This is a genomic window from Kitasatospora sp. NPDC094016 (genome assembly GCF_040304045.1).
GTDB lineage: Bacteria > Actinomycetota > Actinomycetes > Streptomycetales > Streptomycetaceae > Kitasatospora.
In genome coordinates this window covers 1-13,596 of sequence record NZ_JBEOUK010000065.1, presented here as the reverse complement: position 1 = coordinate 13,596, position 13,596 = coordinate 1, and the positions used below count along the sequence as shown (strand labels likewise).

Annotated in this window: 11 protein-coding genes; 5 read left to right on the top strand and 6 right to left on the bottom strand. The window is 71.1% G+C overall.

Annotated elements, in window-relative coordinates; all coding sequences use genetic code 11:
- Window positions 1-187: 187 nt before the first annotated feature.
- Complete coding sequence (locus ABT015_RS35465; protein WP_350886724.1) at window positions 188-2,152, top strand: ATP-binding cassette domain-containing protein; 1,965 nt, start codon at window positions 188-190, stop codon at window positions 2,150-2,152.
- A gap of 132 nt (window positions 2,153-2,284) precedes the next feature.
- Here the strand turns inward: ABT015_RS35465 and ABT015_RS35460 are convergent, their stop codons facing one another.
- Together ABT015_RS35460 and ABT015_RS35455 are read right to left on the bottom strand one after the other, a co-directional pair.
- On the bottom strand, window positions 2,285-3,310 hold the full coding sequence (locus tag ABT015_RS35460) for a JmjC domain-containing protein (RefSeq protein WP_350886722.1): 1,026 nt from the start codon (window positions 3,308-3,310) through the stop codon (window positions 2,285-2,287).
- 39 nt (window positions 3,311-3,349) lie between these two features.
- A complete protein-coding gene (locus ABT015_RS35455; protein ID WP_350886719.1) occupies window positions 3,350-4,396 on the bottom strand; it encodes a cytochrome P450 in 1,047 nt (348 codons plus the stop codon).
- A gap of 488 nt (window positions 4,397-4,884) precedes the next feature.
- Between ABT015_RS35455 and ABT015_RS35450 the strand changes: the two genes are divergently transcribed.
- Window positions 4,885-5,355, top strand: a complete 471-nt coding sequence (locus ABT015_RS35450; RefSeq protein ID WP_350886717.1) for a DUF5990 family protein — start codon at window positions 4,885-4,887, stop codon at window positions 5,353-5,355.
- A 73-nt stretch (window positions 5,356-5,428) separates the two neighbouring features.
- On the opposite strand, the gene ABT015_RS35445 is transcribed toward ABT015_RS35450, so the two are convergent.
- The gene (locus ABT015_RS35445) at window positions 5,429-7,765 is read right to left on the bottom strand and encodes a M9 family metallopeptidase (RefSeq protein ID WP_350886715.1); all 2,337 of its coding nucleotides are present in this window, start codon (window positions 7,763-7,765) and stop codon (window positions 5,429-5,431) included.
- A gap of 158 nt (window positions 7,766-7,923) precedes the next feature.
- Window positions 7,924-8,991, bottom strand: a complete 1,068-nt coding sequence (gene tsaD / locus ABT015_RS35440) for a tRNA (adenosine(37)-N6)-threonylcarbamoyltransferase complex transferase subunit TsaD (RefSeq protein WP_350886713.1) — start codon at window positions 8,989-8,991, stop codon at window positions 7,924-7,926.
- Window positions 8,992-9,154: 163 nt separating this feature from the next.
- Here tsaD and ABT015_RS35435 point away from each other — a divergent pair, with 163 nt between their 5' ends.
- Window positions 9,155-9,757: a superoxide dismutase gene (locus ABT015_RS35435; protein ID WP_350886711.1), complete on the top strand. Its 603-nt coding sequence runs from the start codon at window positions 9,155-9,157 to the stop codon at window positions 9,755-9,757.
- 59 nt (window positions 9,758-9,816) lie between these two features.
- Here the strand turns inward: ABT015_RS35435 and ABT015_RS35430 are convergent, their stop codons facing one another.
- Both ABT015_RS35430 and ABT015_RS35425 read right to left on the bottom strand, forming a co-directional pair.
- Window positions 9,817-10,926, bottom strand: coding sequence for an XRE family transcriptional regulator (locus ABT015_RS35430; RefSeq protein ID WP_350886709.1), 1,110 nt, complete (start codon window positions 10,924-10,926; stop codon window positions 9,817-9,819).
- Window positions 10,927-10,980: 54 nt separating this feature from the next.
- Window positions 10,981-12,297: a helix-turn-helix domain-containing protein gene (locus tag ABT015_RS35425; RefSeq protein ID WP_502897483.1), complete on the bottom strand. Its 1,317-nt coding sequence runs from the start codon at window positions 12,295-12,297 to the stop codon at window positions 10,981-10,983.
- Between the two features lie 171 nt (window positions 12,298-12,468).
- On the opposite strand from ABT015_RS35425, the gene ABT015_RS35420 reads away from it, so the two are divergent.
- Entirely contained in the window at window positions 12,469-13,215 is a 747-nt protein-coding gene (locus tag ABT015_RS35420; RefSeq protein WP_350886705.1) for a hypothetical protein, read from the top strand.
- A 93-nt stretch (window positions 13,216-13,308) separates the two neighbouring features.
- Window positions 13,309-13,536, top strand: coding sequence for a hypothetical protein (locus tag ABT015_RS35415; protein WP_350886703.1), 228 nt, complete (start codon window positions 13,309-13,311; stop codon window positions 13,534-13,536).
- The last annotated feature ends 60 nt before the right edge of the window (window positions 13,537-13,596 follow it).

Here is a 13,596-nt window from a genome sequence, read left to right as displayed (position 1 = left end):
ACCGGCCGGGACACGCCGGACGGCCCGGCGGACCGCTGCCAGGATCGGGGTCCGCACCGCAGCCAGCCCTTCGCAGAGTGCCCTCCGGCACCGCTGCCGACCCCACACGCCCACGCGGCGGTGAGGGCTGCCCGCGCGCGGATCCGCTGCGGCCACCGGCCGCCGTACCAGGGAACAAGGGAGCACTGTGTCCGAACAGATCGTGAAGCCCGAGAAGCCCCACACCCCGCCCGACCGCACCTCGCCCGGTCAGGACCAGCCCGGTCAGGACCAGCACGAAGAGGAACTGCGCCTGCGCTTCCCCGGCGACCGCCGCGCCGAGGCCGGGGCGTCGATGTCGGCGAGCGCGATGCTGCGCCGCCTCCCGCACCTGGTGCGCCGCGCGCTGGCGCTGGCGTGGGCGGCGGACCGGACGTCCACCGTGCTGCTGCTGGTGTGCCAGGCGCTGGCGGGCGTGTTCGGGGCGTTGGCGCTGTACGCGACGACCGGCACCCTGGGCGCGCTGCTGGTGGCGGGCCCGGTGGGGGAGCACCTGCGGACCGCCGCGCCGTCGCTGCTCCTGCTGACCGTCTCGGCCGCGCTGCGCGCGGTGCTGGGGATCGCGGTGGTGGGGCTGTCCGGCCGGGTGTCACCGAGGGTCACCCGGGAGGCGGAGCTGGCGCTGATCGCCGCCGGGTGCGCGGCCGAGCTGCGGGCGTACGACGAGCCCGCGTACAACGAGCAGTGGGAGGCGGCCGACCGGGGTGCCTCGACCACGCCGGACCTGCTCTCCAACGCCCAGGACGTGATCGCCTCGACGGTCTCGCTGGCCGCCGCGGCGGGCGTCCTGGCGACGCTCCACCCGTGGCTGGTGCCGCTGCTGCTGCTGGGTTCGGTACCGACCGGGGTGGCGGCCGTCCGGACGGCCCGGATCCACTACCTGGCGGCCGTGGCCACCAACGAGGACCGTGGCGCGCTGCGCGTCTACCGCTGGTTCCTGATCGACAAGACCCGCGCGGACCAGGTCCGTTCGGACCAGGTCACGCCGTTCCTGATGGCCAAGTACCGCCGCGCCGAGGAGAAGATCGTCGAGGCGACGGACCGGGCGACCAGGGAGGCGGCGAAGGTCTCCCTGCTGGCCTCGCTGGGTACGGGGGCGGGCAGCGCGCTGGTCTGGGGCACGCTGCTGTACCTGGTGGCGAGCGGCCGGATCGACCTGGCGGCGGCGGGTACGGCGACGTTCGCGCTGCGGACGGCCTCGTCCGGGTTGCAGGGCCTGGTCGGCAACGGCGCCCGGCTGTACCGGATGGGCCTGTACCTGGACGACTACTTCACCTTCCTGGACGAGGCCGGCGGTCACCGGATCCGGCGCGGCGGGATCGTGCCGGACGCGCCGCAACTGGTGGAGGTCGCGGACCTCGGGCACGCCTACCCCGGCGAGCAGCAGGAGCCGGCGCTGTGCGGGGTCAGCATGACGCTGCGGGCCGGGGAGGTGGTGGCGGTGATCGGGCAGAACGGCAGCGGCAAGTCCACGCTGTTGAAGCTGCTGTCCGGCCTCTACCTGCCGCAGTCCGGCCGGATCTGCTGGGACGGCGTGCCGGTGGAGGAGCTGGACGCGGACGGCATGTGGTCGCGGGTGGCCCGGGTGCCGCAGGAGTTCGCGCGCTGGCCGCTGGGGGCGGCCGAGAACGTTCACCTGGGGCACCTCACCGAGCAGGTGATGGCGGACGTGGAGCGGGCGGCCGCGCGGACGGGTTTCGACGAGGTCGTGGCCCGGCTGCGGTCGGGCTGGCGCACGCTGCTGGCCCAGGGCTGGTGGGGTGGCGCCGAGTTGTCGGGCGGCGGCTGGCAGCGGGCGGCGGTGGCCCGGGCGCTGTACCGGACGGTGCGCAGCCCGGGGCTGTTGATCCTGGACGAGCCGACCTCGGACCTGGACCCGCGCGCCGAGCACCGCATCCTGCACGCGCTGCGCGCCCTCGCCCCGGGGCGGATCACGCTGCTGGTGACGCACAACATCGCCAACGCGGCGGTGGCGGACCGGGTGATCGTGATGGACCGGGGCCGGATCGTGCAGACCGGCACCTGGGCGGAGCTGGCGGCGCGCCCGGACGGGCTGTTCCGTGAGCTGCTGGACCTCCAGCGGGACCGGACGGTCCCGGCGCAGCGGGTCTGACGTCTTCGGCCGTCGAAGGTCGGTGCTGCCCGTCCTCCGTACCGTCGTCGTCACGGCGGTACGGAGGACGGGCGGCGCGTCCGCCGGGCGCGCGGGTTCTCGTCGACGGCCCTGCGCCAGTGGGCCGGTGCGTCAGTGCATGGTGCGTGCCGCGTCGCGCAGCCTGCGCCAGGTGCGGCTGACGGACGCCAGCCCGGTCCGTCCGGCGCCGGTCCCGCCGCCTTGCCAGGTCCGGGCCGCCTCGGCGAACGACTCCGCGCGCTCCGCGTTCTGCGCCGCAGCCTCCGCCCGGGCCGCCCGCGCCTGTGCGGCCCGGGCGGCGAGCCGCAGGTCCTCCGGTTCGATCTGGTCGAGCCTCGCCCGGACGTGGTCGAGCAGCGCGGCGCAGGAGTCGCCGATCGCGGCCTCGCCGAGCGGGCGCGCCGGGAGGTCCAGCCCGTCCGTCAACCGCCGCTCCAGGGCGGTCCGCAGGTCCGGTACGGAGATGTCGCGGATCGTCAGTGAGAGGTGGGCGGAGAGTCCGGCGGCGCCGACCGCGCGGTGCGCGAAGCCGCGCGGGACGTAGAGCACGCTGCCGGGTTCGAGGACGCTGTGCAGGAGCCGCGGGGAGTGCTCGTCGTCGGGGAGTTCTCCCGGCGTCCAGTGCGCCACGGTCGGCGCGTCGTGGACGTACCAGGTCTTGCGTCCGGCCGCCTGGAGGACGAACACGTCGGCGTCGTCGCGGTGCACCGCGAGGCCCTGGCCGCCGGCGGGTGTGACGAAGAAGAACGCCTCGACGCGCCGGTCGAGTTCTTCGGACAGCCGCGCCACCAGCTCGCCCGTCGGGCGGTGCCACTGGTCGACGCAGCGCAGCAGCAGCGTCGCCCCGGTGCCCAGGAGTGCGAGGACCTTCGCGCGGTCGGCGAAGCCGTGGTACGTCACGCCGTTGACCACGCGTGACGTGGTGTAGGCCTCGGGCGGGACGGTCACCTTGGTGGAGCGGACCATCTCCAGATAGGGGGTGCGCAGCAGCCCGGTGTCGAAGGCGGCGTCCAGCGCGTCCAGGTCGAACGGCGGGGCGAGTTTCTCCGGCGTGAAGACCGCGGGCTCGCGCTGCCACTGGTGGCCGGTGAAGCTCCGGACGTCGCCGACCCAGTCGGCCAGCGTGGGCGATTCCATGGTGTGTCCCGTGGTGTCAGGGTGTTCGGGGTCCGTGGGTCAGGCCCTGGTCCCGGCGTCGAACCGCACGGAGAGCAGGGAACGCAGGGGGACGTGCGCCTCCTGCCGCGGGCCGCGAATGGCGAGCCCGTGGTCGAAGGCGACGTTCAGCAGGCGTTCGGCCAGGGGGACGACCAGGTGCTTGGCCCAGCAGCGGGCCCCGTCGAAGCCGAACGGCATGAACCCGGGCGACTTCTCCGGGTCCGCCACCCCGGCCCACCGTTCGGGCCGGAACTCCAGCGGGTCGGACCAGTGCTCCGGGTGGCGGTGCATCAGGAGCGGGAAGAGCGCGACGCGGTCCTCGGGGTGGATCTCGGGGTGCAGCCCGGTGTAGGCGCGGCCGTCGTTGCGGAACAGCATCCACGCGGGCGGGAGCAGCCGCAGGGTCTCCCACAGGACCTCGGTGAGGTCGGCGCGGGCGTCCTCCCGCTCCCGGTCCGGCCCCATGAGCCACAGGGCGTTGCCGGCCAGCGCGGCCACCCCGTCGCAGAGGGTGGCCGTCGACCGCCGGTACAGCGCGATGGCCTGCCTCCGCTCCCGGGTGCCGTCGGCGTCGCGGATCTGCCCGGCCAGCGCGGTGCTCCTGCCCTCGGCGGCGGATCCCGGCCAGACGGTGACGGCGCGGTCGACGATCCGGGAGAGCCGGTCGGAGCGGGTGACGCCGCGTTTCGACAGGAGGGAGACCGGCAGGGGGTCGGACGTGAAGAGCCATCGGCGCAGGTAGGAGGTGGCCGCGTAGGGCCAGGCGCCGGACAGTCCACGTGCCGGGGGCGGCGGGGCCTTGATGCCCGCCATGACGTCCTGCCCCAGCGCGCGGATCGTCCGGGTCGCGCTGTCGTGGTGGATGTCCGCTCCCGCGGCGGGCTTGTAGACCGAGCGCTCCGCCGACCGCACGGGGCGCGCCGCGACGATTTCGGCCATCAGCCCGCTGTCGGAGACGCCGACCGTGCGGGCGTCGATCCGGAATACCTTTTCTTCCCTGGTCAGCAGGTCCTGGATCTTCGGGGCGTAGGCGATGGAATGGCTGCGGCCGATTGCCGGCGCCATTTCTTCCATGAGAATCGCGCCTCCAACGGAATGGCGATGAAATGGCGATGAAATGGATTCCCCCGGCGGGCGGAGAACTCCGGGCAGGTGAACGGGTGGGGCGCTCTGCGGCGCCGGCGGAGGCCGCGGCGTGGCCGCGGCCCCCGCCGTCAACGGTGCGTCAGATGACGTGCGCGATCCACGAGTGGTCGGCGAGGTCCTCGTCACGCTTGAACTTCTTCACGATCGCCTTGATCATCTTCATGGGTACTCTCCATTCCCGGGATGGCAGGCACGGTGGAGCAAGGATGCCCGCGGCTTGGCGGAAATTCGGTATTCCGATCGGAACCCCGAACCGACTTTCATCTAACTCCGGACCTTAACCGAAAGCCAGGGTTCCTGACACCCTTTTGACAAAGGATGACCTCCTCGCCGGTCCGTATTGTGCGGCGCATTGGATGGCCGATCGTTATAACTTCCCGAGGCGTGCGGTGGGGGACCATATCGGTATGGAGCTGAGGATTGAGGCCACCGACCTGCCGGGGCGTGAGTGTGCCGCCGCGCCGGGCTTCCCGGGCTACCGGGACCTGCACGTCGCCGTCCAACGCCGGGGTCGCCCGGCCGAGTTGCTCGACCCGGTCCCGGGGGACGCGCCGCGCGCCCGCTGGTCCCTGGAGTGCGAGGCGCAGCCGGCACCTGGAGGTGCGGACCTCACCGGCGGCGTGGACATCACCGGCCGGTACGTGCAGGGCGGCCCCGGTGCCCGGTTCGTCTACCTGAACTGGGTGACCGGGAGCGGCGACGGCTGGGCGCTGTTCCGTCGGGCCAAGCTGCTGCTGGCGGCGGTCGACCGGGAGGTCGCCGGGGCGGCGGTGGAGCGCGGCGTCCTGGTGGCCCGGCTGCGCCTGACGGACGCCAAGGGCCGTCCGTTGTGCGCCGCCGTCCGTCCTCCCGTGGTGACCTGGTCGGCGGAGGGCTGAGCGCGAGGGGCCCGAACGCGCGAGGAGGGCCCCGCCGCACGCGGGGCCCTCCTCGATGTCCGGGACGCGGACGTCAGTTGTACGTGGTGGTGACGGTCACGCCGCCGAAGCCCTGCTGGGCGTAGAGGCTGAAGTACACCCAGCCGGACGGCGGGTTGGTGATGGTGAGGGTCTCGCCGTTGCCGGGGTTGGTGGACTTGGCCAGGTTCGACCCGGTGGTGGCCCACGCACCCCCGTTGTAGTAGAGGTCGGCGTTGCCGGTGCCGCCGCTGGTGGTGATGGTCAGCTGCTTCACGCCGGCGGGCAGGTTGAGGAAGTTGTAGCTGTAGTTGCCGGTGGTGGCGGCGACGCCGTCGCGGCGGCAGTTCTTGTCGTACTGCCGGGTGTCGCCGGCGGTGCAGAGCGGCGCCTGGTTGGTGGGCAGCGAGCCGCAGTTGTCGGCGCCGCAGGCCTTGAGCCAGGTCGCGAAGTCGGCGTCGTACTTGGTGCCGATGGTGGTCTTGAGCAGGGTGCGGGCGCCGTTCCAGTCGCCGACGCGGTACTTGGCGAGAAGTGCGTCGACGTCCTGCGGGTGCGACTGGAGCATGTAACGCACCGCCAGGTAGCCCCAGTTGTAGACCTTGGTGGAGTCGGAGTTGTCGTAGGTGTTGTCGAAGAGGGTGCTCAGCGCGTAGGTGCCCTTGGCGGCCTGCGCGACGGCGTCGTCGTAGTGGACGCCCCGGTAGCTGTACGAGATGTACTCGGCGAGGCCCTCGACCCACCAGACGGTCGGGGTGGTCATGCCGGCGTCGAAGTCGCCGTAGAAGTCGTAGCGGCCGTCGAGGTAGTGGGTGTACTCGTGGTTGAGGTTCCAGATCTGGAAGCTGGGGCGCAGCCAGTCGGCCTGGTGGGCGATGAAGCGGGCCTGGTTGCCGGCCTTGGCCGGGTCGCCCTCCTCGTACATGCCGCCGTTGTCGACGGCGATGTTGTACATCTCCCAGGCGTACAGGCTGTAGTTGTAGTAGTCGTCGAAGACGACGACCTCAAGGCTGGTGTTGTTGTCGTCGGCGACCGGGCCGTTGTCCTTGACCACCTTGTGGAAGAACGCGTCCTCGTTGATCAGGCTGGTGCAGGTGTCGGCGAACTGCTGCGCGGTCATGCTCTGCGCACGGATGCGCAGGTTGGCGTTGCAGGTGTGGTCGGTGGTGAGCACGAGCGGGACGAGCCGGGTGGGCAGGTCGCAGGTGCCGTAGTAGGAGCAGTTGCCGGTGTCCTTCTTCTCCGCGAACCAGACCAGGTTCATGGTGAGCGGACCGGTGTTGCCGACCAGCGGGTAGCGGTTGATCAGGTCCTTGACGATCGGCCGGCCCTGGGCCTTGGTGGCGTCGTTGGCGACCAGGTTGCCGATCTGGATGCCGATCGAGGTGACCAGGTCGGAGCCGTTCAGCTGGGCGCCGTTGCGGGTGACGAAGGACGCCATGGTGGTGGCGAAGGAGGGGTCGGCCTGGAGGGCCGCGGTGAAGGCGGGGAGGTCGAAGCCGCGCTCGATGACGGTCTTGGTGTTGGCGACGGCGGTGGCCATCGAGCCGGTCCAGGCGCCGGTGTAGTCGGTGAGCAGGCGCTTGACGACGCCGGTGTAGCGGGCGTTCTCCTGGGCGCTGTCGATCAGGGTGACGGCCTCGGCGAGGGTCGCGCCGTTCGCCTCGGTGACGTCCTTGCTGTGCGGGGCGGCGAAGAAGCCGTCGAGGGCGCCGCGAATGGCGGTCTGCAGGGTGGCGCCGTACGGGCCGACCACGTCCGGGTTGTACCACTGCACGTAGTAGCCGGCGCGGAGGTAGACCACCAGTTGGCCGGCCGAGGTGGAGTCGTCGCCGGGGTAGGCGGCGGAGACGTCGCGCAGGGCGTTGGCGACGGTGGCCATCTGCGCCTCGTTGAACGCGCCCTTGGCGTCGTTGCCGGTCAGGTTGTACAGGGTGTTGACGCAGCCGAGGTCGGCGGCCTTGACCTTCTGGACGAGCGCGGCACCGGTGTTGCCGGTGAAGGCGGAGACGTCGCAGGCGGCGGCCGCCGAGAGCTGCTTGGCGGCCTTGGCGGCGGCGTGCGCACCGGTGGCGCTGCCCGCCGCCGGGCGCTGGACTTGGCCTGCTGGTCCGAGGCCAGCGGACGGTCGTCCTTCGGCGTGTCGGGGGACTTGGGCACCGGGACGGAGCGCGGCGCCGCCGCCTTGCCGGCCTGGGCCTGGGCCTGGGCCTTGAGTGTGGTGGTGGAGTTGGCCGTCGCGGCGTGTGCCTGCGGGGCGAACAGGCCGAGCGCGAGGAAGAATGCGGCGCCGAGCGCGGGCAGTTTCCGCGCCTGGGCCGTGGTTATCCGGAAGGGACGCATCTGTGGGGGCCTCCGGGGCCGTCGAGGGTTGCCGTGTGGTTGGGGACACACGGGTTCCTGATGTGTGACATGTAAAATGGCACAGTGATTGCGGTCGGGGGAAGGCTTGGGAACGGATTCGCGTCGGGCGAGATCGAACCGTTGCCGGATCAACGCGCCGTCAGACCGGCGACGGGGGTGCGATCCGGAGTAAAAGCGGTGAAACCCTCAGGCGGCCGCTGCCCGCACCAACGGCGTCAACGCCGCGAACTCCAGCGGCGCCGAAGGATCCACCGACAGCTCCGCCGGAGCCGGCTCGGCGCCGGAGCGGACCAGCAGATCGCCGATCGCCGCCACCATCGCCCCGTTGTCCGTACAGAGCCTCAACGGCGGCACCCGCAGCGTGATCCCGGCCGCCGCGCAGCGCTCCTCGGCCAGCGACCGCACCCGGGAGTTGGCCGCGACCCCGCCGACCACCACCAGGGTGCCGATCCCGTGATCGGTGCAGGCCCGCACCGCCTTGCGGGTCAGCACGTCGGCGATCGCCTCCTGCAACCCGGCCGCCGCGTCCGGCACGTACGGGTCCGAGCCGCCCGAGCGCTGCGCCTCCACCCAGCGGGCGGCGGCCGTCTTGAGCCCGGAGAACGAGAACGCGTACGGGTCGTCCCGCGGTCCGGTCAGCGGGCGCGGCAGGCGCACGGCCGTCGGGTCGCCCTCCCTGGCCGCCCGGTCGATCGCCGGTCCGCCGGGGTAGGGGAGGCCGAGGATCCGGGCGACCTTGTCGAAGCACTCGCCGGCCGCGTCGTCCAGGGTGTCGCCGAGGTGGACGATCGGATCGCGGGCGAGGTCGCGCACCAGCAGCAGCGAGGTGTGCCCGCCCGAGACGATCAGTACCACGCAGGGGTTCGGCAGCGGCCCGCCGTCCAGCGTGGCGGCGGCGACGTGCCCGGCCAGGTGGTGCACCCCGTACAGCGGGACGCCGAGCGAGAACGCGTAGCCCTTGGCCGCGGCCACCCCGACCTGGAGCGCCCCGGCCAGCCCCGGACCGGTCGTCACCGCGACGGCGCCGACGTCGTCGAGCGTCAGCCCGGCCCGCGCCAGCGCCTCGCCGACCACCGGCGCCATCGCGTGGACGTGCGCCCGGGCGGCGATCTCCGGCACCACCCCGCCGAAGCGGGCGTGCTCGTCCATCGACGACGCCACCGCCTGTCCGAGCAGCACGCCGTCCCGGACCAGACCCGCGCCGGTCTCGTCGCAGGAGGACTCGATCCCCAGCACCACCGGCGATCCGGTCATGGTCACTCACCCTTGTCACTCATTACATGTACTTGTGACCATTGTGCCCGACGAGACGTGCGGAATAAGCAGGAGCCCATGCTTCGTTCCTGCAACCCATACGCAATAGTGTTGTCCCGGCACGATCACCACCGTTGAACCCGCCGAAAGGGGCCGTGTCCTGATGGGCACCTACTCGCTTCCCGACCTGCCGTACGACTACTCCGCGCTCGAGCGGGCGATGTCCCCCGAGATCCTCGAACTGCACCACTCCAAGCACCACGCCGCCTACGTCAAGGGTGCGAACGACACCCTGGACCAGCTGGCCGAGGCGCGCGACAAGGAGCAGTTCGGCGGCCTGGTCGGCCTGCAGAAGACCTTCGCCTTCCACCTGTCCGGCCACGTGCTGCACTCGCTGTTCTGGCAGAACCTCTCCCCGGAGGGCGGCGACCGCCCCGAGGGCGAGCTGGCCGACGCCATCACCGAGCACTTCGGCAGCTTCGAGGCCTTCCGCAAGCAGCTCACCACCGCCACCACCGGCGTGCAGGGCTCCGGCTGGGGCATCCTCTCCTGGGAGCCGCTGGCCAAGCGCCTGATCGTCGAGCAGGTCTACGACCACCACGGCAACGTCGGCCAGGGCACCACCCCGCTGCTCGCCTTCGACGCCTGGGAGCACGCCTACTACCTGCAGTACCGCAACGTCCGCCCCGACTACGTCGAGAAGCTCTGGGACGTCGTCAACTGGCAGGACGTCTCGTCCCGCTTCGCGGCCGCCAAGGCCGTCTGACCCGGCCGACGACAGTGCCCCGGACCGGTCGGGCGGTCCGGGGCACCGGCCTGCCCGCGTCACGGCAGCTGCAACAGCGCCTTCCGGTGCCGCCAGGCGAGCCGCAGGAGTGCCGCGCCGGCGGGCTGCATCGGCTCGGTGGTGGTGAGGCGATCCACCTGCTCGGCTGTGAACGGGATGCCGGCTGAGCGCCCCGTCGCGTCCTCCAGCCCGACGCGGTGGCCCTCGTCGTTGGTCGAGACGATGCGCCGGAACGTGTCGTCGAACAGCTCGGCGTCGAACACGGCCACGGTCAGCATGTCGGTGACGAAGGTCAGCGGATCCATCCCCAGGCCCAGCCAGAACACCCGCAGGCGGCCGTCCTCACGTGCTGCGGTGAGCGCTCTGTCGAGTGGCCGGGCGGCGTAGTCGATCGGCGCCCTGTCGCTCCCGTAGTCCTCGGCGTCACCGAGCAGTTCCTCGCCCAGCTCCCGCAGAATCGCCCGCCAGAGGTCGAAGTCGTTCCCCTCGTTCCACGGCGCGTCGTGCGAGGCCTGGAACATCCCGACCGGCATCACCTGGAAGAGACCCCCGCCGCTGGCGACCTTCTCGGGATCACGCCAGTGCAGCACGAACTCCGCTTCGCCTGTCCTGCGATCGTGCCGGATGGTCAGCGTACTGATGGCCGCCATGACCGGCCGGCGCGCAAGGTCGGTCGGGTCGCCGATGGCGGCTCGGAAGGGCGTGGCGGCCTCGCCCGCCAGGACCGCCGCCGCGTACTCGTGCGCGACGGCCTCACAGATGTTGATCACGTCGAAGTACCGGCCGCGGCCGAACGTCAGCGTCGGATCGCCCGCAGACGTTCCGACATCGAGCAGGCGGTAGCAGCTTCGGTCCTCGAACAGCCTGGGCTTGGCGAGATCCCCGACAGCGTCGGCATAGCGGCGATGGGTGGATCCATCGACCCGGTGCGGGCGGACGCGGTCGAGCTCCGGCTCGCCGCTGTCCAGGTCGGCCTCCGGCGCGTCCGGCACCCACCGCAGCCGGACGCGCTCCAGCGGCACCGGCCGCTCCGGAATCCAGTGCCGCCGAGCCAGCAACGGAGTCCCCGGGACCAGCCGCTCGGGATCGCTCTCGGCAAGGAGCCGATTGGTCAACTCGAAGCGGTGGTCGTTGAGGAAGCTCCGCACCCATCGCCACTGCTCCCGACTGTCGGACGGGCCTGGTCGGTCATCTGCCACGATTCACCCTAACGCCGCGGCTCGTTCGTCGAGTTCCCCGGCACCGGCTACGCCGCGGAGGCGGTAGAGGCGGGCCCGCAGGTCGCGGACGGCGTCCTGGACCTTGACCGAGCGGATGCCGTCCGCGCAGTCGAGGAAGTCGTTCCAGGACGCGAGGGCGCCGTCGACGTCGTCCTGCCGGAGCCGGACGGTGCCGAGGTCGGCGAGGACGATCGCGCGGGTGCGGCGGCGGTCGAGGCCGTGGATGTCGAGCGCGTGGTGGAGGTGTTCCTGCGCGCTGGTGTAGTCGCCGAGCCGGGCGAGGATCATGCCGGACTCGTGCGCCCACCGGCCGATGCTGTAGTGCGAGGCCCACGACTCGCCGGGCGCGCCGTCGGCCCGTTCGATCGCGCTCTGGGACGCGGCGAGCGAGCTGGTCGCGGTGCGCCGGTCACCGTCGAGGGCTGCGGCGTTGGCGAGGGTGGCCTGGTAGTAGGCCAGGGCTCGGGAATCATCCAGGTGTCTGGCCTGGTCGACGCACTCTTCCGCTATCCGCACGGCGGTGGGCCTGAAACCCAGGTCGATGGCCTGGACGGCCAGACCGCGCAGGGCGGTGGCGGCCAACTCGGCGTCGCCGGCCTCGGAAGCCAGCCGGAAGGAATGCGCGTAGTACTGCTGGGCGGCGTCCTGGTTCCCCTCGTCCTGGGCCATCCACCCGGCCAGGTGGACGAGTTGGGAGGTCGCCGCGAACAGCTCCCGGCCGACGGCTTCACTCCAGCTCCCGTCCAGCCAGGGGGCGACGTCGTCGTGGAGGTAGCGAACGGCGAGATGGCGGGCATGGCCGCCACCGAGCTCGGCGGCCGCGTCGCCCAGCGACTTCGTCATCTGGCGGATCGCTGCGACCTCTCCCCGGCCCACCTGCACCTTCGCATCAGTCTTCAGCCGTGTCCGCCGCAGGATGGCGTCTGGATCAGGCAGGCCCAACGCTGCGAGCGCGTACGCGCTGGAGGCGGCCACGAATCCCCGGCGATCCACCACGTCCCTCCGGCTCAGCTCGATGACGGAATCCACGGTATCGCCAGTTCTGATCTCGTCCTGACCAGTTGGCGGGCTGCTAACCGTTTCTGCTAGATCGATACCCAGAACCGAGATCAGGTGCGGCATCCAGTATTTCGGGACGCGCCCGCCGCGCTCCCAGCGAGATACCTGGCCCCGGTCTGGCCCTGCGCCCCCTTTGCCTTCGGCCTCGCCGAGTTCGCGACCAAGCCTGGGCTGTGACCAGCCCTTGTTCTCCCGCGCGGTCCTGATCAGGCCTGCGACCGTTACAGATCCCCTTGACACGGTGCCCTCCGTTGGGTCGACACCAGGCCCACATCCTGGCACCTTATCCGTTTGCGTACACGGCTGTTGACTTAGCGTCAGCCGCTCCGGCAGTGACGATATCTCTCCCGGGCGGCAGGCCCAACGCCATAGGCGCCTCAGGAGGGCGCCGCGACCTGCGATGGAGACATAGTGACCACCGTCGACACCGAGACGATCACGGTCGAGCTGCCCGAGGCGTTCGACCCGCGCTGGAACCGCCTGCCCGGCATCACCGTGGAGGGCACCACGATCACCCTCGACCCGGAGAACTACTTCTTCCGGTTCGAGGCCAGCTCCTGGCTCGTCATCGACTGGCAGACCGTGCGGGACGGCCTGTTGAGCGTGGAGGAAACCGAGGAGGCCAGCGTCGAGCAGATGGCGCTGGAGTTCATCAAGACCCACAGTCACTCGACCCACGACGCGGGCGAGGTCCTGGCCGTCGCCCACCAGGTGTACTCGTACCTGTTCCGCGACGAGCACCTGGCCACCCTGGGCCTGCCGGACGTGACCGCCGAGCACCTGAAGATGCTTCGTGAGGCCGCCACGTTCATGGCCCTGAACAAGGTCGAGCTCGACGGCCACATCTCCAACGTCGGCCCGTGCTGGTTCTTCCCGTCCGCCACCGGAGTGGTTTTCGACCTCTCCGAGCAGGAAGGGCAGATGCTCGACGAGGTCTACCACGGCGGCTGGTTCAACGAGTACCGCCGGATCGAGGGAATCAAGGCCCACGCCGCGCTCGGCGGCCGGCTGGTGCATGGCTGCCAGTCCGTTCCCGACCAGTCCGGCGGCGTCGTCGCCCCCTACGGCGCTTCCATGGCCCGCTTCCGCGAAGAGCTCGCTGGCATGAAGACCGAGTGGATCGAGCAGGTCGACTCCTACCGCGTGACCAGGTCCTGATCCTCGTGTGAGCACCGGTCCGGGGCGGCAAGCGCGCTGCCGCCCCGGACCCCACCCCCAGCCGAGCAGCCCGAACGAACGGAACAGTTTCCCGTGAACACCATGCTCGTCACCGCCATCCTGGCCGACATCTGCTCCAGCACCGGCCACCCCCAACCCGTCCGCGAGAAGGTGAGGGTGTGGGGCATGTCCGGCGTTGAACGTCTGCGCTTCGATAACGGCCACACCGCGATCTACAAGTACGCGGTCGAGCCATTCGATGGCGAGGCCCAAATCCTCCGCGCGGCGTACTGGTCTGGGACAACCTTTCCGCCCACCTGATGCCACCGATGAAGCAGTTCATCGCCGCCAACGAGCACTGGCTGACCGTCTTCCAACTCC